General features: G+C 62.9%; 21 protein-coding genes and 1 pseudogene. 9 read left to right on the top strand and 13 right to left on the bottom strand.

Annotated features, from left to right (window positions below):
- Positions 1 to 48 precede the first annotated feature (48 nt).
- Positions 49 to 2,130 (top strand): methyl-accepting chemotaxis protein, encoded by a 2,082-nt coding sequence (locus V1293_RS03695; RefSeq protein WP_334506781.1) that lies wholly within the window; start codon positions 49 to 51, stop codon positions 2,128 to 2,130.
- Positions 2,131 to 2,139: 9 nt separating this feature from the next.
- On the opposite strand, the gene V1293_RS03690 is transcribed toward V1293_RS03695, so the two are convergent.
- The gene (locus V1293_RS03690; RefSeq protein ID WP_334516611.1) at positions 2,140 to 2,817 is read right to left on the bottom strand and encodes a nitroreductase; all 678 of its coding nucleotides are present in this window, start codon (positions 2,815 to 2,817) and stop codon (positions 2,140 to 2,142) included.
- 39 nt (positions 2,818 to 2,856) lie between these two features.
- Entirely contained in the window at positions 2,857 to 3,204 is a 348-nt protein-coding gene (locus tag V1293_RS03685; RefSeq protein WP_334506779.1) for a hypothetical protein, read from the bottom strand.
- Between the two features lie 158 nt (positions 3,205 to 3,362).
- On the opposite strand from V1293_RS03685, the gene V1293_RS03680 reads away from it, so the two are divergent.
- A complete protein-coding gene (locus V1293_RS03680) occupies positions 3,363 to 4,343 on the top strand; it encodes a glycerophosphodiester phosphodiesterase family protein (protein WP_334506777.1) in 981 nt (326 codons plus the stop codon).
- 3 nt (positions 4,344 to 4,346) lie between these two features.
- Here V1293_RS03680 and V1293_RS03675 read toward each other — a convergent pair whose 3' ends face one another.
- From V1293_RS03675 to V1293_RS03665, 3 genes are all read right to left on the bottom strand, one after another.
- Positions 4,347 to 5,969: an ABC-F family ATP-binding cassette domain-containing protein gene (locus tag V1293_RS03675; protein ID WP_334506775.1), complete on the bottom strand. Its 1,623-nt coding sequence runs from the start codon at positions 5,967 to 5,969 to the stop codon at positions 4,347 to 4,349.
- 173 nt (positions 5,970 to 6,142) lie between these two features.
- Positions 6,143 to 6,520, bottom strand: coding sequence for a response regulator transcription factor (locus V1293_RS03670; protein ID WP_334506773.1), 378 nt, complete (start codon positions 6,518 to 6,520; stop codon positions 6,143 to 6,145).
- Complete coding sequence (locus V1293_RS03665) at positions 6,517 to 7,392, bottom strand: S1C family serine protease (RefSeq protein ID WP_334506771.1); 876 nt, start codon at positions 7,390 to 7,392, stop codon at positions 6,517 to 6,519. Before V1293_RS03665 ends, V1293_RS03670 begins: the two co-directional genes overlap by 4 nt.
- 338 nt (positions 7,393 to 7,730) lie before the next feature.
- On the opposite strand from V1293_RS03665, the gene V1293_RS03660 reads away from it, so the two are divergent.
- From V1293_RS03660 to V1293_RS03650, 3 genes are read left to right on the top strand one after another with little or no spacing between them, the layout of a single operon-like run.
- Positions 7,731 to 9,989: a TonB-dependent siderophore receptor gene (locus V1293_RS03660; RefSeq protein ID WP_334516609.1), complete on the top strand. Its 2,259-nt coding sequence runs from the start codon at positions 7,731 to 7,733 to the stop codon at positions 9,987 to 9,989.
- 52 nt (positions 9,990 to 10,041) lie between these two features.
- Positions 10,042 to 11,145, top strand: coding sequence for a PepSY-associated TM helix domain-containing protein (locus tag V1293_RS03655; protein ID WP_334506769.1), 1,104 nt, complete (start codon positions 10,042 to 10,044; stop codon positions 11,143 to 11,145).
- Positions 11,142 to 11,342 (top strand): hypothetical protein, encoded by a 201-nt coding sequence (locus tag V1293_RS03650; RefSeq protein ID WP_334506767.1) that lies wholly within the window; start codon positions 11,142 to 11,144, stop codon positions 11,340 to 11,342. The genes V1293_RS03655 and V1293_RS03650 overlap by 4 nt, the downstream gene beginning before the upstream one ends.
- Here the strand turns inward: V1293_RS03650 and V1293_RS03645 are convergent.
- Together V1293_RS03645 and V1293_RS03640 are read right to left on the bottom strand one after the other, a co-directional pair.
- Complete coding sequence (locus V1293_RS03645; RefSeq protein ID WP_334506765.1) at positions 11,339 to 12,043, bottom strand: GrlR family regulatory protein; 705 nt, start codon at positions 12,041 to 12,043, stop codon at positions 11,339 to 11,341. The two genes, V1293_RS03650 and V1293_RS03645, sit on opposite strands and share 4 nt — an antisense overlap.
- Positions 12,044 to 12,125: 82 nt before the next feature.
- On the bottom strand, positions 12,126 to 12,275 hold the full coding sequence (locus tag V1293_RS03640) for a hypothetical protein (protein WP_141686549.1): 150 nt from the start codon (positions 12,273 to 12,275) through the stop codon (positions 12,126 to 12,128).
- Between the two features lie 138 nt (positions 12,276 to 12,413).
- Here V1293_RS03640 and V1293_RS03635 point away from each other — a divergent pair, with 138 nt between their 5' ends.
- Positions 12,414 to 12,857: a DMT family transporter gene (locus V1293_RS03635; protein ID WP_442894204.1), complete on the top strand. Its 444-nt coding sequence runs from the start codon at positions 12,414 to 12,416 to the stop codon at positions 12,855 to 12,857.
- A gap of 3 nt (positions 12,858 to 12,860) precedes the next feature.
- Here the strand turns inward: V1293_RS03635 and V1293_RS03630 are convergent.
- From V1293_RS03630 to V1293_RS03620, 3 genes and pseudogenes are all read right to left on the bottom strand, one after another.
- A pseudogene (locus V1293_RS03630) lies at positions 12,861 to 13,542 on the bottom strand (substrate-binding domain-containing protein).
- A gap of 6 nt (positions 13,543 to 13,548) precedes the next feature.
- Complete coding sequence (locus V1293_RS03625) at positions 13,549 to 14,253, bottom strand: GrlR family regulatory protein (protein WP_334506761.1); 705 nt, start codon at positions 14,251 to 14,253, stop codon at positions 13,549 to 13,551.
- Positions 14,254 to 14,455: 202 nt separating this feature from the next.
- Positions 14,456 to 15,493 (bottom strand): glutamine synthetase beta-grasp domain-containing protein, encoded by a 1,038-nt coding sequence (locus V1293_RS03620; RefSeq protein ID WP_334506759.1) that lies wholly within the window; start codon positions 15,491 to 15,493, stop codon positions 14,456 to 14,458.
- Between the two features lie 571 nt (positions 15,494 to 16,064).
- Here V1293_RS03620 and V1293_RS03615 point away from each other — a divergent pair.
- A complete protein-coding gene (locus tag V1293_RS03615; protein ID WP_334506757.1) occupies positions 16,065 to 16,265 on the top strand; it encodes a DUF2735 domain-containing protein in 201 nt (66 codons plus the stop codon).
- A gap of 93 nt (positions 16,266 to 16,358) precedes the next feature.
- Here V1293_RS03615 and V1293_RS03610 read toward each other — a convergent pair whose 3' ends face one another.
- Complete coding sequence (locus V1293_RS03610) at positions 16,359 to 16,628, bottom strand: MliC family protein (RefSeq protein ID WP_334506756.1); 270 nt, start codon at positions 16,626 to 16,628, stop codon at positions 16,359 to 16,361.
- A gap of 139 nt (positions 16,629 to 16,767) precedes the next feature.
- Here V1293_RS03610 and V1293_RS03605 point away from each other — a divergent pair, with 139 nt between their 5' ends.
- Positions 16,768 to 17,514: a tyrosine-protein phosphatase gene (locus tag V1293_RS03605; protein WP_334506754.1), complete on the top strand. Its 747-nt coding sequence runs from the start codon at positions 16,768 to 16,770 to the stop codon at positions 17,512 to 17,514.
- Between the two features lie 26 nt (positions 17,515 to 17,540).
- Here V1293_RS03605 and V1293_RS03600 read toward each other — a convergent pair whose 3' ends face one another.
- Together V1293_RS03600 and V1293_RS03595 are read right to left on the bottom strand one after the other, a co-directional pair.
- Positions 17,541 to 17,717 carry a hypothetical protein gene (locus V1293_RS03600; protein ID WP_334506752.1) on the bottom strand — a complete coding sequence of 59 codons (177 nt, stop codon included), beginning with the start codon at positions 17,715 to 17,717 and terminating at the stop codon, positions 17,541 to 17,543.
- Positions 17,718 to 17,856: 139 nt separating this feature from the next.
- On the bottom strand, positions 17,857 to 18,057 hold the full coding sequence (locus tag V1293_RS03595) for a hypothetical protein (protein ID WP_057839937.1): 201 nt from the start codon (positions 18,055 to 18,057) through the stop codon (positions 17,857 to 17,859).
- Between the two features lie 247 nt (positions 18,058 to 18,304).
- On the opposite strand from V1293_RS03595, the gene fabG reads away from it, so the two are divergent.
- A complete protein-coding gene (gene fabG / locus V1293_RS03590) occupies positions 18,305 to 18,985 on the top strand; it encodes a 3-oxoacyl-ACP reductase FabG (RefSeq protein ID WP_334506750.1) in 681 nt (226 codons plus the stop codon).
- Positions 18,986 to 19,033: the final 48 nt, after the last annotated feature.

The following is a 19,033-nucleotide window of genomic DNA, read 5'->3' as shown; positions in this document are numbered from 1 at the left end:
ATTGGTGGCCCGCGCACTCTCCCACCAGCCCAAATGGCCTGAAATTCCATGAAAATCGGTACCCTCCTGACCACTGCCATCGTCTCGCTTTCCGCCGTCGGCGGCGGGCTCGCCGTCTATGTGGCGGCTTCGAAGTACCAGATCATGGACAAGGTCTCGGTCGCGCAGAGCCGGCTGGAGTTGGTGCGCGCGGTCGGCGAGATCCCGCGCTACATGAATCCCGAGCGCGGCTTTGCCACCAACATCATGTTCGGACCTCCCACCGTGGATCCGAAGCTGCTCGCCGAACTCGACAAATATCGCAAGAACACCGATGGGGCGCGCGACAAGATGAACAAGGTCAAGGCGACCTTGCCGGGCGCGATCGATGACAGTGCCGCAGTCGGCAGCAGCATCGATGCCCTGAATACCCAATTCGCGGCGCTGCGCACAGCCATGGACAAGGCCCTCTCCGGTCCGGCGGAAGCCCGCCGCGATGCCGCCAAGAAAATCGTCTCCGACAACTCGGTCTTCAACAAGGCAGTCACGACGCTGCTCGACGAGCAGGTGCGCAAGATCGCGCTGCTGGACGGCACGGCCTACCGGCAAGCAAGCTACGCCAATATCGCCTGGACGCTACGCGACGTCGGCGGTCTCAACTCGAGCCTGCACAAGAATCTCATCGGCGGCAACCGGGTAGCCACCGAAGCCGAGAAGATGGAGATCAGCCGCTCGCAGGGGCGAAACGATCAGATTCTGATGTCACTGCAGGAATTGCGCGGCAACCCCTCCACGCCGGCCAATGTGGCCGCGGCGCTCGACAAGATGAACGCGGCCTATGTCGATCGCTTCGGCAAGGAGCTGAAGCTCGTCAAGGATGGCGCCGTCAGCGGCAAATATGAACACGATATGGAGACCTACTACGCGGAGACGCAACTCGGTCTTGCGTCCATCATTACGGTTCGCGACGCCTTCTACGACAACGCTGAACAGGTGCTCGGTGACGCCTATTCCTCCGCGCGCTTCAGCTTCCTGATTGCGCTCGCAGGCCTTGCCGCGGTCGTCACCGCGAGCGGCGCGCTGATCGCGATGGTGCGCCGTCGTGTCTGCAAGCCGATCATCGACCTCACCGCCACCATGTCACGGCTGGCCAGCGGCGACGTATCCGGTGAAATCGCCGGTGCCGGGCGCAGCGATGAGATCGGCGCGATGTCTGCTGCCGTAGGTGTCTTCAAGGACAGCATGATCGAGGCGGAACGGCTCGCCGCCGAGAAGGCCACCGAGAACGACGGCAAGATGCGCCGCGCCCAGGTGCTCGACGAACTCACCCGCGTGTTCGAAGCCAAGGTCACCGAACTCGTCGGCGGACTGTCGTCGGCCTCGTCCATCATGGAAGACACCGCGCAGTCGATGTCATCGACCGCAACCCTCACCAACCGACAGGCGGCCATCGTCGCCGCCGCTTCCGAACAGACTTCCGCCAATGTGCAGACGGTGGCGAGCGCCACCGAGGAACTGGCCTCCTCGATCTCGGAAATCGGCCGCCAGGTCGCACAATCGACCGAAATCGCCGCCCGCGCGGTCGACAATGCGCGGCGCACCGGCGACACCGCCCGCTCGCTCGCCGACGGCGCGCAGAAGATCGGCGACGTCGTGACGTTGATCCAGAGCATTGCCGCGCAGACCAACCTCTTGGCGCTGAACGCGACCATCGAAGCCGCGCGTGCCGGCGATGCCGGGCGCGGCTTTGCCGTCGTCGCCTCCGAAGTCAAATCGCTGGCCGGCCAGACTGCGAAGGCCACCACCGAAATCTCCGAACAGATCGCCGCTATCCAGGCGGCGAGCGACCAGACCGTGACGGCGATCCAGAACGTCGCCAACGTGATCGCCGAAATCGACCAGATCGGCACCGCGATTGCGGCTGCGATCGAGGAACAGGGCTCCGCGACCAAGGAAATCTCGCGCAGCGTGCAGGAAGCGGCGCGCGGCACCCAAGAGGTCAATTCCAACATCACCGGCGTCCAGAAGGCCGCCGACGACACCGGCGCCGCCGCCAATCAGGTGCTCGGCGCGGCCGAGCAATTGTCCTCGCAGTCCCAGGATCTGGCCGGACAGGTCAACCGCTTCTTGTCGGAGGTGCGTGCGGCGTAAGTTCGCGCCTCACTCGGAGAACCCGACATAACGCACGAAATCGCCGTTGGGCTCGCGATCGGAGCGCACCGCGTTGGCCGGAAAGCTGTCGTCGGGGTAGCCCATCGCGACGCAGGTCATGATGACCTCGTCCTCAGGGATATTGGCGACCTCGCGCACGATATCCGAGCGCATGATGCCCTGCCCGTTGATGACGCTGCCAAGCCCGCGATCCCAGGCGGCGAGCACGATGCCGTAGCAGAGCGCGCCAAGATCGAAGTGGCACACCGCGCCGGGATCGAGAATTTTGTCATAGGTCAGGACCAGCGAGACCGGCGCGTCGAACTGCCGGAAGCCGCGCAGCACCCAGTCCTGCCGCATCGGCTTGTCGTCACGTGCGATGCCCATCACGGCGAACAATTTTTTCGCGATATCGACCTGCCGGCCGCGGTGAACGCCCTGGTATTCGCCATGGCTGATGATGTCGCGCTTCGGCTTGGCGCCTGCGATCATCTCCTCCATGTTGCGGCGGCGCACTTCCTCCAGCGGCTCGCCGGCCAGGACGTGGATATGCCAGGGCTGGGTGTTCATCGACGAGGGCGCGCGCTTGGCGACCTCGATGATGTCCTCGATGACGGCGCGGGAAACCGGCTCCCTGGTGAACCCGCGTACGCTTTTGCGGGTCTGAACCAGCGTCTCGAAATCCATCCGTTGCATTCCGTTCGTCCGTTGCATTCCCATGGTCCGTCAATCCCTTTTGAAACGATAATCGAAGCGGTCGCCGTCCGCCGTGATCAGGCCTGCGGTGGGTGCCGGAAAATGGATCGGCAGGATCAGCGTGTCGGTGCCGGCGACGGAGGCGAAGAACTTGCGTCGCGAGACCGCCGACTGCTTTGGGTCCCAATCCGGCTTCGCCGGCCATTCTATCACCATCATGCCCAGCGCCGTATCGAACACCTCGGGCTCCATGCCGGCGAGATGATGCCGGAACACCGCCTCGTCGTAAGCCGGGAAAAAATCCTGCGGCCGCCGCCATGGCCCCGCGCGCTCGATCACCGCGTCGATCGTGATATCGCCGATTCTGAGCTGCTTCATGGCTGCCCCCCGTTTTTGCGGCAGCCTAACGGGCGAGTTCAGCAGCGACAAGCCGCGCGCAAGTTGTAGCGCCATGCGTTTCGGTTTTCCCTGCCCTCCGCCGCAAATCGAACAGAAATGCTGCCTAGCGAATGCATCCTCCACGCGGGGGGCAAATCTTGAACAAGAAACTCAAATATGCCGCGGCGGCGATCGTCGTCTTCGCCGCAGCCATCTACATCAACAACACCAATCATCTCGCCGCACACCGCGAAGGCAAGCCACTCCTGCTGGCGCATCGCGGCATTGCCCAGCGCTTCGACGAACGCGAGCTGAAGAACGACACCTGCACCGCGGCGCGGATGCTTCCGTCGGGCCACGAGTATCTCGAGAACACCATCGGTTCGATGCGCGCCGGTTTTGCGGCTGGGGCCGACATCGTCGAACTCGACGTTCATCCCACCACCGACGGCGAATTCGCGGTGTTTCACGACTGGACGCTGGATTGCCGCACCGACGGAAGCGGCGTGACGCGCGAACACTCCATGGCCTATTTGAAGAAACTCGACATCGGCCATGGCTATACCGCCGATGGCGGCAAGACCTTTCCCTTTCGCGGCAAGGGCATCGGCATGATGCCGACGCTCACGGAAGTGCTGGCAACCTTTCCGCAAGCGCGGTTATTGATCAATGTGAAGAGCCGCGACCCATCCGAGGGAGAGAAGCTCGCAGCCGTGCTGAACAAGCTTCCCGCCGAACGCCGGGCGCAGATCATGGTTTATGGCGGCGACGAGCCGGTCGAGACCTTGCGCCAGCGAACGAGCGATATCAGGACGATCTCGCGCGCCAGCATCAAGAGCTGCCTGCTCGGCTACATCGGCTACGGCTGGAGCGGCGTGGTGCCGAAAGCCTGCCACAACGCGATGGTGCTGGTGCCGGTCAATGTTGCACCCTGGCTATGGGGCTGGCCGGACCGTTTCCTCAACCGCATGAAGGCAGCCAACAGCGAGGTCTTCGTGCTCGGACCCTACCGCGGCGGCGAGTTCTCGACCGGAATAGATACGCCTGAGCAGTTTGCGCGGTTGCCGCAAAACTACTCCGGCGGCATCTGGACCAACGAGATCGAGGCGATCGCCCCGCTCGCCAGTAAGCGAAACTAGCCGCTAGCTCCGCAGCCCCGGTGCCTCGTGCCCGGTGCGCGCGACATATTCGGTGTAGCCGCCGCCAAATTGGTGGATGCCTTCGGGCGTCAGCTCCAGCACGCGGTTGGAAAGCGCCGCCAGAAAATGCCGATCATGGGAGACGAACAGCATGGTGCCCTCGAACTCGGAAAGCGCATTGATCAGCATTTCCTTGGTCGCGAGGTCCAGATGGTTGGTCGGCTCGTCCAACACCAGGAAATTCGGCGGGTCGTAGAGCATTTTTGCCATTACCAGCCGCGCCTTCTCACCGCCCGAGAGCACCCGGCATTTTTTCTCGACATCATCGCCGGAAAAACCAAAGCAGCCGGCGAGCGCCCGTAGCGAGCCTTGGCCGGCCTGCGGGAAGGAATCTTCCAGCGACTGGAACACCGTGCGCTCGCCGTCGAGCAGATCCATCGCGTGCTGGGCGAAATAGCCCATCTTGACGCTGCCGCCGATCGCCACCGTACCGTCGTCGGGCTCGGCCGAGCCTGCCACCAGCTTCAACAGCGTCGACTTGCCGGCGCCATTGACGCCCATCACGCACCACCGCTCCCTGCGGCGGATCATGAAGTCGAGCCCTTGATAAATGCTGCGGCTGCCATAGCCCTTGTGGACGTTCTTCAGACTGACAACGTCCTCGCCCGAGCGCGGCGCCGGCATGAATTCGAACGCCACCGTCTGACGGCGCTTCGGCGGCTCGACGCGCTCGATCTTGTCGAGCTTCTTGACCCGGCTCTGTACCTGGGCGGCGTGGGAGGCACGCGCCTTGAAGCGTTCGATGAACTTGATTTCCTTGGCCAGCATCGCCTGCTGGCGCTCGAACTGCGCCTGCTGCTGCTTTTCGTTCAGCGCACGCTGCTGCTCGTAGAACTCGTAATCGCCGGAATAGGTCGAAAGCGTGCCGCCGTCGATCTCGACCACCTTGTTGATGATGCGGTTGATGAACTCGCGGTCATGCGAGGTCATCAACAGCGCGCCTTCGTATCCCTTCAGGAACTGCTCCAGCCAGATCAGGCTTTCCAGATCGAGATGGTTGCTCGGCTCGTCCAGCAGCATCACGTCGGGCCGCATCAGCAGAATGCGCGCCAGCGCAACCCGCATCTTCCAGCCGCCCGACAGCGCGCCGACGTCGCCCTCCATCATTTCCTGGCTGAAGCCTAAGCCCGCCAGCGCTTCGCGTGCGCGGCCATCGAGGGCATAGCCGTCGAGTTCCTCAAAACGGTGCTGCACTTCGCCATAACGCACGATGATCTCGTCCATCTCGTCGGCGCGATCGGGATCGGCCATCGCGGCCTCGAGTTCCCTGAGCTCGTTCGCCACGGCGCTGACGGGCCCCGCGCCGTCCATCACCTCGGCCACCGCGCTGCGGCCCGACATTTCGCCGACGTCCTGGCTGAAATAGCCGATGGTAATGCCCCGATCGAGCGAGACCTGGCCCTCATCCGGCGGCTCCTGGCCCGAAATCATCCGGAAAAGCGTGGTCTTGCCGGCCCCGTTCGGACCGACGAGGCCAATTTTCTCGCCCTTCTGGAGGGCCGCGGAGGCTTCGATGAAGAGGATCTGGTGGCCGACTTGCTTGCTGACGTTATCGAGACGGATCATTGGGGCCTGAAAAGGAGGAAATCGCTGCGGCCCGCTGCTTAGGACATCCGGCGCGCTAGTGGAAGCGGTTCCGGACCGCCCTCCCGAAGCAGATTCCCGCCAGCTCTAGGATTATATGCCAAGGCTCTGCAACTGCGCTCTGCAACTGCTCCCTCGCCGCCGGCCGCGCGGCGTTACAAGTGGATCACGCCGCGGCGCGCGGCGTGCGCCACGGCGTCGGTACGACCGGTGGCGTCGAGCTTGTCGAGCAGCGATCCGACGTGGAATTTGGCCGTGTGAACGGATATTCCAAGCTGTCTCGCAATAACCTTGTTCGATGCGCCCTCGGCCATCAGCACCAGCACGTCACGTTCGCGCGGCGTAAGCTCGATGTCAGCAGGGTCGAGGAGCGATTGCGCCTCACGTGACACGAGCGCGACCGCGGCGGCCTCCCCCGGTGTCGCCAGGCGGATGCCGATAACGCCGCCGAGCAGCGATGCAAGCCGGTCCGCCAGCGCCGGATCGGAAATCTCGATCGCGACGACGACGACCGGTGCAACCTCCTCGCTCACGCGTCCGCCCTTTCGCCGATCGTAAGCTTGATCCGCACCGGTTCGCCGCCGCGCCGAATCGTGACATCAACGACCGAGCCGACGCTGTCCGGCCCGAGCGCTCTTAACAACGAACGCACGCCGGCGAGCTTCTCGTCGTTCCAAGCGACGATAACATCGCCTTGCCGGATGCCGGCGGCGGCCGATGGGCCCGACTTATCGACACTCATCACCATCGCACCGATCCCATCGTCGAGCTTGACGGGCTGCAGCCCAACCCCGAGATAGCCCCGCGCGATCCGGCCATGGGTTTCAAGTCTTCCTGCGACCCGGCCGATCGTCGCGCTGGGAATGACAAGAACACGTCGCACCCCCTGGACAGCCATGCCAATCGCTTCGCCGGAGGCAGTGAGCGCGAGGCCCCCCTCGTGGCTGTGTCGCAGCCGGACGCCGAGTTCGATCCGGGCATCTATCTCACCACCGCGCAGGCTTCGCCAGCGGCCGCCAACCAGCGATACGGTACCCAGCGCCGCGGTGGGAGCGCCGTGCTCGGCGGCGACCACGACCGACAGCGAGCCGAGATCCGGAACGACAGACGAGAGCGCGACCGGTGCAATATTCTGGGCATCAAATCGCAACAGCGCGATGTCGGTTGTGTGATCGCGTCCGGCGACGCTGGCTGGCCGCGTCGTTCCGTCGGCAAGCTTGACCGAGACTTCGCCCTCATCGGCCAACGCCTCGTCGGCCGTCACGATCAGGCCGGGTTTCCAGACAAAGCCCGAGGCCCGCAAGCGGTGCGAATGCACCGAGACGATCGCAGGCTTTGTTCGGGCGACGAGTTCGGCGAGGGCGGAGGAGAACGAGGAAAGAATGGCTGCGCTCGGGTCGGTCATGGCGGGAACTCCTGGATTGCTTGATCCAATCTGGGAGTTCTGAGTGCGTTCTGGAACTAGCCTGATGGGGAGGCGCGGATGCTTTTTGACGGCGAACGCATCACCACGGAACCAGCATCACCAAGGTGTACCGACTTCTCAGCTACCGCGTGTGTTGCGAAGATAAGCAATTTTCTGCATTCATTTTTGGAGGCTTTCTAAGAGCTACTCTAAGAACCTTTCTATTAGAGGAATCGTCGTCGCTCGCGTTATGCGTCCCACTTGGGGTTGCGCTGCCAAATTTCCTGAAAGCGCGACAAGTGCTCTCAGGTTGGGGTGACGCTTTGAAGTCTCGTGATTTGTTGAGGGTCGCCGCGTCGGCGACCGCATCCGTATTGGTGTTGTGGCCGCAGGCGACGTTCGCGCAGTCGGGTTCCGGCTCCGCGTCGCAATCACTCCCGTCAGTCGTGGTTACTTCACCCGAAAAGCGAACCGCCGCAACAACGACCCAGCGCGCCCGACGCCCGGTGGCGCAAAGCACGGCCGCTTCGCGAAGGCTCCAACCAAAACGCGAGGCAACCACTGTCGTCGAGAACCCGCGCGGCGCGGTCCAGGGTTACGTCGCCGGCCGCTCGATGGCGGGCACCAAGACCAATACGCCGATCATGGAGACGCCGCAGTCGCTGTCGGTGATCGGCAGCGAACAGATTCGCGACCAGAAACCCGGCAAGTTCGACGAGATCCTGCGCTACACGCCGGGCGTCGTCGCCGGTACATTCGGCGCCGACACGCGCAACGACTGGTTCCTGATCCGCGGCTTCAAGTCCGACGATATCGGCCTGTTCCTCGACGGGCTGCAGCTCTTCTACACATCTTACGCAAGCTGGAAGCTGCAGCCGTTTAATATGGAGCGCGTCGAGGTGCTGCGCGGTCCCTCGGCCGTACTGTATGGCGGCTCCAGCCCGAGCGGTATCGTCAATGCGGTCAGCAAGATGCCTCCGGCCGAGCCGATCCGATATGTCGAGACCGGCGTCAACAATTTCGGCAATACGTATCTATCGTTCGATTTCGGCGGTCCGGTTGCGACGCAACCGGAGAACGGAAAACTGTTTTATCGCGTGGTCGGCCAAGTCCAGAACGGCGGCACGCAGGTCGACTTTACACCTGACAATAACTATTTCATCGCACCGTCGGTCACCTACAAGCCGGACGCGGACACGACGTTCACGGTGCTGGCGTCGGCGTCGAAGCAGGATACGCGCGGCATCAATTTCCTGCCCTATGTCGGAACGGTGGTGGATGCACCCTTTGGACGTATTCCGACAAAGCTGTTCGTCGGCGACCCCAGCGTCGATACGTTCAAGCGCGAACAGGAGATGATCGGCTATCAGTTCGAGCGCAACGTCTCCGACAGCGTCACATTTCGGCAGAATGCCCGCTACGCGCACGTTGATATCACCTATCGCGGCTTGATCGGCAACAGCTATACCAACATCGCCGCCGGCGACATCGGCCGCTACAATTGGTACGCGAAAAACACTGCCAACCAAGGCAATCTGGACAACCAGTTGGAGTATCGTTTCGATACCGGCCCGGTGCAGCACACGATGCTGTTCGGGCTCGACTTGAAAAGCTACCGGATCGACGACTATCAGATCTTTGCCTTTGGCGGCGTGCCCTCGATCAATGTGTTCAATCCTGTTTATGGCGTCGGCGACATTCCGTTCTCGGGCGCGCCGTTCCGCAATTTCCTCCTGACCCAGAATCAACTCGGCACCTATGTTCAGGACCAGATGAAGTTCGGCGGCTTCACGCTGGTGTTGAGCGGCCGTAATGACTGGGTATCGACCAGCCAGGGCGATCGCCCGACCGGCGACACGCTTTTCAACCGCGAGGACAGCAAGTTCAGCGGGCGTGCCGGCCTGATCTACAATTTCGCCAACGGCCTTGCGCCCTACGTCGCCTACGCGACCAGCTACAATCCGATCATCGGCCTCAACGCCTCGAACCAGCTGTTCTTGCCGGAAACAGGCGAGCAGGCCGAGATCGGATTGAAGTATCAGCCTAACGGCTTCAACGGCCATTTCAGCATTGCCGTGTTCGATCTGAAGCGGCAAAACGTGCCGTCGCCAGTCCCGAACGTCATACAGACCCTTCAGAACCAGACCGGTGAGGTCACATCGCGCGGCCTCGAGCTGGAGGCCGTGGCCAATCCCGCGCCCGGCCTGAAGATGGTTGGCGCCTTCACTACCTACGACCTCTTTACCAGCAAGGACACAAATCCGGCCCTGATCGGCTTGACGCCGACCAATACGCCCCAGCAGATCGGGTCGCTCTGGGCCGACTATACGTTCCAGGAGGGGCCGCTGCGAGGCTTCGGCTTTGGTGGCGGCGTGCGTTACGTCGGCAAGTCGTTTGCCAATATCGCGAACACGCTGATCGTTCCGTCGGTCGTACTCGGTGACGCGACGATCCATTACGAATGGCAAAACTGGCGCGCGGCGTTGAACGTCATCAATATCGCCGACAAGACTTACGTCGCCAGTTGCGCGTCCGATACGTCCTGCTTCTATGGCGACCGCCGCCGGGTCACGGCGAGCCTTGCCTACAAATGGTAGCACGGACACGAGGGAGGCCGCGCTGAAAGCCAGAACTGTTCGCATCTGGTCGGTGGTTCATACCTGGAGCAGCCTGATATCGACGCTGTTCCTGCTGCTCTTGTGCGTCACCGGCCTGCCGCTGATCTTCCATCACGAGATCGATGAGCTGCTCGGCTACGATCCGAAACCCGAGATCGTCCAGCCGGGCGCCGTCAAACGAAGCATCGACGAGATCGCCCGCACGGCGCTGGCGAACGATCCTGGTCGCGTCCTGCAATATATCTTGTGGGACAAGGACGAACCGAACAACGTGATCGCCTACACCAACAACAAGGTCGACGGCGATCCGGATGCGGCGACATTGCGCGCCTACGACGCCCATACCGCCAAGCCGCTCGGCTCGGTGGGCGGCGGTCCGATGTTGATATTCTTAAAACTCCACGTCGATATGTTTGCGGGCCAGCCCGGCAAACTGTTCCTCGGCGCGATGGGGTTCCTGTTCCTGGTCGCGATCATCTCCGGCGTCGTGCTGTACTGGCCGTTCACGCGCCGCCTGAGCTTTGGCACGCTGAGGGACAAATCGCGCCGTATCGCCTGGTTCGACTGGCACAATCTGCTCGGCGCCATCACCATCGCCTGGGCCCTGGTGGTCGGCGCCACCGGCGTCATCAATACGCTCGCCGAGGTGATGCTGAACCAGTGGAAAGCCACCGAGCTCGCCGACATGGTCAAGCCCTATGCCGGCAAGCCGCCGCCGGTGCACCTGGCCTCGCTCGACACGACGCTCGATAGAGCGCGCAAGATCGCGCCCGATATGAATGTCTCGTTCGTCGCCTTTCCAGGCACGCCGTTCACGAGCTCGCATCATTTCGCAGTGTTCATGCGCGGCCACACGCCGCTGACGTCGCGGCTGCTCAAGCCGGTGCTGCTGGATGGCGAAACCGGCGAGGTGTCCGACGCGCGCGACCTTCCCGTCTATCTCAAGGCACTGCTGGTCTCGCAGCCGCTGCATTTCGGCGACTATGGCGGCATGCCGCTGAAGATCATCTGGGCATTGCTCGACACCATGACCATCGTGGTCATCGGCAGCGGGCTCTATCTATGGATCGTCAAACGCCGCAAGCACCGCAGCCACGCCACCGCGGGGCAGCCTTTGTTGCAGCCGTCCGAATGACCGCTGCACGCAAACCGCGGTCCAGCGGCAATTGGTGGAGCATATACGGCGGTCCGCTGCTGATCGGCGTGCTGTCCGTTGCGGGGCTATTGACGGCACTGCTCTCCGAAGGCGCTGGCCGCTATTTTTCCTGGATTGCCGTTGGCGCACCCGTCGTCGTTACCGCGTGGTTTTTCGCGCGGCGCAAACGAATCTAAGCCGGCCGCATCAGTTTCAGCGTGGCGGCCAGCCGCAGGCTGCGCTTGCCCGCGAGTGCAATGGCTTCGAGTTCGGCACCCGCCTCGTCGCAGGTGCCGGTAAAGCCGATGCCGACCTCATGGCCGCCGAACACGGGGTTTTCGCCTTTGGCCGGGGTGTGCTCCTGGTTGAGGATCTCGCCCTTCCAGCGGCCGTCGGCCGAGGAATAGGCGCCGAGGTAATAGAAGAAAGCGTCGCCGCCAAGGATGCGGCCGTCCAGCAGCAGCATGACGCCCGACAGGCCGGCCTTGACGCCGTCGAGCGCGCGAAGCTGGAGGGAATAGAGCCCGTTGACGATGCCGCCCTGCCCGACGGTGCCGACCGGAGGCAAACCCTCGTCGTCGAGCCGCGTCAGCTCGGCCCAGAACAGGGCGCCCGGCCGCGGCGCGGCGCTGCCTTCAAAACGAATCTTGTTGCCTTGCAGCTTGCCTCGCACGCTGATGGCGGCGACGTCGGTGTCCATCAGCGGCTTGTAGTAGGGGTCGTCATTGTGACGCTGGGTGATGACTTCGCCGATAATTTCCTCAGCCATCTCCTGATAGGTCCCGAGATGGGCGAAGGCCGAATTACCGCCCAGCAGCTTGCCATTGTGCATGCACATGATGCTGCGGCCGAACGCGTCGTTCACGCCATACTCGACCTTGTAGAGCCCGTTCAGCAACGAAAATGTCCCGCACTATGGAATTGTCTCGCGGGGCATAGCACTGCCGGAAGCCCGGAACCAGCCGCGTTTTAACGCAGGTTCAGTGCCGCTTGAAATACTGCACGGCGCGCTCATGCTTTTCCGCCGCCGCGCGGGATTTGAAGGTTCCAAGGTTACGGCGCTTGCCCGTTTTCGGGTTGATTTTGCGGGAATAGAGCCGGTATTCGCCTGATTGCAGTTTTCGGATCATGGAAAGCACCGCTTGTTGGCGAGTCCCCGTCAGCAATAATTGCGCCGAGGGGCCTCTTGTTCCGAGCCGGCTATTCGCGTTGTCTCAAGCCCTGCAATGCCGGATCGCTCTGCCGGCGCGGAATGAATGGAGGCTTCGGTGCAACATTTCTTCCTCTATCTCCTCGCGCTCGGCGGCGGCGTCAGCGTCACGACCCAGCAGGTGCTCAATAGCAGCCTGCGCACGGCGCTGGGATCTCCGGCCTGGACGGGGCTGGTCAGTTATGCCGGCGGCCTCGTCACCATGATCGTCGCGGTGATCGCACTCGGCGAACGGGTGCCGTCATGGAAGACCGTCGTCGATGTGCCGTGGTACGCATGGTCCGGCGGCGTATTCGGCGCCGCCTTCATCTTGCTGGCGATCCTGCTGCTGCCCTCGCTCGGCGCGGCGACGCTGTTTGCGCTTGTCATCGCCGGCCAGGTGCTCGCCGCGGTGACGCTGGATCATTTCGGCGCGTTTGGGTTGACGCCGCATCCCATCGGCGCCGCGCGGCTTGCAGGCGCTGCTCTTCTGATCGCCGGCGTCGTCATGATCAGGGAGTGAAATTCAAGGCTCCAGCCCGCTGTCGCGCAGCGCTGGCGCGACCTCGGGCGAAGCGAGAAACCGCAACAGCCGGTCTGCTTCGGCCGGCCTGTTCGTCGCCGCCATTCGTCCTGCGGACTGCCGGCGTTTGCAGTTGGTGTGGAATGGGTCCCACCACATCGATGCCGGCGACCTGCTTCAGCTCGCTGATCTGCTGGACCGCGAGATCGGCCTCGCCGGTGACGAGCCGATCGGCGGTAAAGCCCTGCGGAATGATCACCGCCCGGGCGTTGATGTCGGAGGCAATGCCGAGCCGCTCGATCAATTTCGCAAACAGAATGCCGCTGGCGCCGAGTCGCGAATAGGCCACCGAACGCGCGCCGAGCAACGCCACGCGCAACGCCACCTCGGTTGAGATATCCGGATGGGCCACGCCGGCTTTCACGGCAATGCCGACAAAAGATCGCGCGAGATCCACGCAACTTTCCGCCGCCACCCGCGCCTCGCGCGCGACCTCGTTCAGCCCCTCGCGGGTCAGGATGACGACGTCGGCCGCCTCACCCGCTCGCAACCGCTCCAGCAGCGCCAGTGTCGGGGCGAAATCGGCATCGATATGCGCACCGCCGGCCGCCTGATACTGGCTGGTCAGGTCGTGCACGGCGCCCTTCAGCGCCAGCGTCGAGAGCACGCGCACAGTATCGCTCATCGGCCACTACACCTGGTGCATCAGCTTGAGCACCGCGGTCATGCGAAGGCTGCGTTTGCCGGCGAGCGCGGTCGCCTCGAGCATCGCGCCCTCCTTGCCGCAGGTGCCGGAAAAGCCGATGCCGACTTCGTGCCCGCCGAAGATGGGATTCTCCCCCATGGCCGGCGTGTGCTCCTGATTCAGGATCTGCCCCTTCCAGCGGCCCTTCTCCGAGGTGTAGGTGCCGAGATAATAGAACGAGGCATCGCCGCCCAGGATGCGGCCTTCATTGAGCAACATGACGCCTGTCAGGCCGCCCTCGACACCGTCAAGCATGCGGATGTGAATGGAATAGAGACCGTTGACGATGCCCCCCTCGCCGACGCCACCGGCGATCGGTACGGCATCCTGCTCGATCGGCGTCATCACCGAGTGAAACGCCACGCCGGGCAATTCCTTCAAGCCCCCTTCAAAACGGTAGAGGTCTCCGTCAGCCCTGCCCCTTGCCAGCAGGGTGGCATCGTCGGTGCCGGCCATCGCGCGGTAATTCGGGTCCGGGTTATGGCGGACGGTCTGGATCACGATGTCGACGCCGTCATCCCGTTTTTCGTACGTGCCGATATGGGCAAAGGCCGAATTGCCGCCGAGCATCCTGCCGTCGCGCGCATACATCACGCTGCGGCCGACCGCAGCGCCAAGCTGAAACCTGACTTTGTAAAATCCCTCAAACAATGCCGTGTCCCCGGCGAGCCCATGCCGCTGTCTAGCGCGCTTCATAACGCAAGGAAACGGCCTTGAACCGGCGGAATTGAATCAAACTCATCAAGACGGCGTGTCATCAAAACGCAATGATCCGCCAAGGCGGTTTCGCCTTGGCGGATCAGCTTTGCAGCCCGGGCGCGCCCGGGTCATAAGGTCCCTTATCGTAAGTCCCTTAGGCCGCGGCCGCCTTGGCGCCGGTCGGGACTTCCGCGATGGTCTTCAGGATCTGGGACGCGATCTGGTAGGGGTCGCCCTGCGAGTTCGGACGGCGGTCTTCCAGATAGCCCTTGTATCCGTTGTTGGCGAACGAGTGCGGAACGCGGATCGAGGCGCCACGGTCGGCAATGCCGTAGCTGAACTTGTTCCAGGGCGCGGTCTCGTGCTTGCCGGTCAGGCGCTTGTCGTTGTCCGGCCCGTAGACGGCAATGTGGTCCATGAGATTCTTGTCAAAGGCCGCCATCAGCTTCTCGAAGTACTCCTTGCCGCCGACTTCGCGCATATACTTGGTCGAGAAGTTGGCGTGCATGCCGGAGCCGTTCCAGTCGGTGTCGCCGAGCGGCTTGCAGTGGAATTCGATGTCGATGCCGTAAGATTCGGTGAGACGCAGCATCAGGTAGCGCGCCATCCACATCTGGTCGGCAGCGGTCTTGGAGCCCTTGCCGAAGATCTGGAATTCCCACTGGCCCTTCGCCACTTCGGCGTTGATGCCTTCGTGGTTGATGCCGGCGGCGAGGCAGAGGTTGAGGTGCTCTTCGACGATCTTGCGGGCGACGCTACCGACGTTCGAGTAACCGACGCCGGTGTAGTACGGGCCCTGCGGCGCCGGATAGCCGTCGGACGGGAAGCCCAGCGGACGGCCGTCCTTGTAGAAGAAATATTCCTGCTCGAAGCCGAACCAGGCGCCTTCGTCATCGAGGATGGTCGCGCGCTTGTTCGAGGCGTGCGGGGTCTTGCCGTCGGGCATCATGACTTCGCACATGACGAGCGCGCCGTTTTCCCGCGCGGCATCCGGATAGACCGCGACCGGCTTCAGCACGCAATCGGAGCTGTGGCCTTCGGCCTGCATGGTCGAGGAGCCGTCGAAGCCCCACAGCGGAAGCTGTTCCAGCGTCGGAAACTTGTCGAATTCCTTGATCTGCGTTTTGCCGCGCAAACTCGGCGTCGGCGTATAGCCGTCGAGCCAAATATACTCGAGCTTGTACTTGGTCATTGAGCCTCTCTTGAGTTGCTAGTGGAATGCGGAAGACCGAAGCCTTGAAATCTGGATTTTGACGCCCAGCCCCCTGGAGGTCTCCGCATACGTGTACCCGGCCACGTCAGGCCACTCTCCACCAAGCATTTAACGTGCCAGTCGCTGCACTGCGGAAGAGGCTATCCACAGGACACCTTGGCTGCGGGCTAAAATAAAAGCTGCGACATAGAAGCGCGGCAGGCCCGTAAATCGGGCGGCTCTGCGTCAGGTTTACAGCCGGAATCCAGCCCATTTCTCCGGCACTTTCGCTTCCGTGCCGCTCGGCGATTAAAGCTGCGGCACCCGTTCAACGCATCCGCGGCGGATGCCGAGCCATCCGCGCAACCATGCCATCGGCTCACGCGTTGGTCATCCGCCCGGTGCCTTGGAGGAAGCAACGCCAAAAATGCCTACGAATTAGACAGAAAGTGACGCTCTCTTGGTCACCTTGCACCCGCCCGGGGCACCGACAATATCGACTTATGTAACCAGTAGAGAACGAGTCGGGCGCACCATGGAGGCTCGCGCCACGGCAAAAGGAGAGACTGTGATGATGAATACGGGTGTGAATCAGGGGTCCGCAAGGATCTACCAATTCCCGACCGGGGGCCGCGCGGCTCTCGGGGGACGCCGCTATGGCGAAGCCAAGACCGAGTTTGCCGCCCCGCCGCCGGCCAACCTCGCGGATTGCAGCGACAGCTGGTACCACGCCGCCGCCATCGAGGACGAAAAGAACGGGCGCGACCACTGATGTCCGGGAGGTGTTTGACAGGGACGCGCCCAACAAGTGAGGCGCGGTCGGCGAACTAAAAAAGGGTCGGAACAACGCCGTTTCGGCCCTTTTTCATGTCTGCTCGCATGTGGTGACCGGCCGCTTGGCATGCTTGAGTGTTGCGACCCCGGCCCTGGTGATCCTCAGGGTCACACCCTTCGCCTGATAACGCGATCCCGACAGCGCCACGCGCTTGGGCAGAGTCAGCGCCTTGCCGTCGAGCTGCAGATGGGCGCGGGAATCGTACTGGAAAAACCCGACAATGAACTGCGCCCCGTCAGCGCAGCGATAGTTCCGGAAAGTCGACTGCGCGAACGCGGCCGACGGCGCGGTTACTATCACCGCGGCACATAGCGCAGCGCTAAAAATCGTACTCCTGCGACAATTCATGTTTCACCCCCTGCAGGGTTCAGTATAGACGAGACGGGAGCGGACGACATGCCCTTCCCCCTCCGCCACTCAAGATCATCCGAACCAGCCAATGTCTGCCTTCCCCGCCCGCCATCTCAATCTCTCCGGCGCCAGCAATTTCCGCGATCTCGGCGGCTATCCGACAGCCGACGGCCGGACTGTGCGCTGGCGGCAGATCTTCCGCTCCAACCATCTTGGCCACCTCACCGATGACGATGCCTCCGTGCTGCGGGAGCTGGGCGTCCGCAGCGCGTTCGACTTTCGCGGCACCGAGGAGCGCGCCGCCGCCCTGTGCGGCATGCCTGAAATCACCGTCCATTCGCTGCCGGTCGAACCGACCGTGGTCGCGGCGCTGCGCGCCATCGCGGCCGCAGGCACGCCGCTGTCGACGGACCACGCCGTCGAAGTGATGCGCGACTCCTACCGCAGCTATGTGCAGAAAAACACGCAGCACTTCCGCACGCTGTTTTCACATCTGCTGGAAGATCGCGCGCCGCTGGTGATCCACTGCACCGCCGGCAAGGACCGCACCGGTTTTGCCTGCGCGCTGATCCTGCATGCGCTCGGCGTCTCCGAGGACATCATCTCGGAAGACTATCTCCTGACCAACCGCTTCTACCGCCGGGATCCCAATCACAGCAGCGACCTGCCCGACGACGTCAAGCAGGTGCTCGGCTCGGTGCAGGCATCGTTCCTCGCCGCCGCGTTCGAGGCGATCGACGCCGACTACGGCGATCTCGAAAGCTATCTTCGCGATGGCCTCGGTCTCGGTACCGCCGAGCGCGCCAGCCTCGAAGCGCGCTACCTGCAAGACTGATCTGCGAGACTGATCTGCAGGCTGACCTAATCTGACTTCACCCGCCGCATCGACACGACCTGCGCGGACGGCTTGTCGCCTGTCGTCCTGACGTTGACCTGCACTTTATAGTCGTTGCTGGTTTTGCCCTTGGGCACATAGAGCATCGCGTTAAAGCGCACGCGGCCGCGCGCATCGAGCGTCACCGGCAGATCCTCACGCACGCCGCATGCATGGCAGCCGCTTGCTGCACATATAGTGCGATGAGAATGAGTGGAAATGCGAGAGCGTGGCGCATGCCGCGATCTTATCCGCCACGCGCAAGCCGTAAAGCAGGCCCGTGGCGGTCCGCGGGCTATCGGCTCAGGCCGCGGCTTCCATTTCCATTTCGGCATCGAGATCGGCGATGACGTCCTCGAACGCCGAGATCGCCTGCTGGATCGCAGCGATCTGCATCAATTCCCAGCTCGAGACCGGACCGCTGCGATTTTGCAACGCGACGACAAGGTCGCGCCGCTGCTCCTTAAGCTGAACAAGCGGTAAACCATGATCCGGCAAACCCATGACAAATCCCCCTGCCTTTTTGTTGGTATCCGGTTGTACCGAACGGATTCTGAAAACGGCTTACAGAACTCCGGCAAATTTTATCGATTCCGCCCCATCCCGTAGTCCTACGTTGCTGACGGCCGCCACGCAGGGGCCGCCGTGGCAATTTGGGCTCGCGAGACCGGCCATTCATGCAGAAATTCGCCGCGTTGCGATTGAAAAACTCCTGATAGGATGTGCTCCCATTCGCCGGCGGAGGCCCATCATGGACGGGAAAGTTATGGTCGTGACAGGCGCGCTGGGTGCTCTCGGCAGCGTCGTTGCGGAGGAGGCGCTGGCGCGAGGCGCCAGGATTGCAAGCGTCGACCATGCTCCGACGCAGGTACCGGCCACCGCGGATCTATTCGAACTCGGCGGCGTCGACCTCACCGATGCGGCCCAGGCCAGGAAAGCAATCGACGCCGCCGCGTCGCATTTCGGCAAGCTCGATGCGCTTATCAACACCGCCGGCGGCTTCGCCTTCGAAACAGTGGCAGACGGCGATCCCGGGACCTGGCAACGGATGTACGCGCTCAACGTCATGACTGCGCTCAACGCGTCACGCGCGGCGATCCCGCATCTCATCTCGTCGGGGGCCGGCCGTATCGTCAATATCGGCGCGATGGGCGCGCTGCAGGCAGGCAGTGGCATGGGCGCCTACGCCGCCTCCAAGGCCGGCGTGCATCGCCTCACCGATGCGCTCGCCGCCGAACTCAAGGGCAAGATTACGGTCAACGCCGTGCTGCCCTCGATCATCGACACCGCGGCCAATCGCGCCAGCATGCCCAAAGCCGATTTCGCCAAATGGGTGACGCCGAAGGAATTGGCCGACGTGATCCTGTTCCTCGCCAGCGACGCGGCCAGCGCCGTCACCGGCGCGCTGCTGCCGGTGAACGGGAGGGTTTAGGAGAGCGACGCGCCCTTTTCGCTTCGTCCATCGGTGTTATATTCCAGC

Origin of the sequence: Bradyrhizobium sp. AZCC 1693, from assembly GCF_036924745.1 — a bacterium.
Lineage (GTDB): Bacteria > Pseudomonadota > Alphaproteobacteria > Rhizobiales > Xanthobacteraceae > Bradyrhizobium.
The sequence above is the reverse complement of the archived record's forward strand: the minus strand, read 5'-3'. Positions and strand labels throughout refer to the sequence as shown.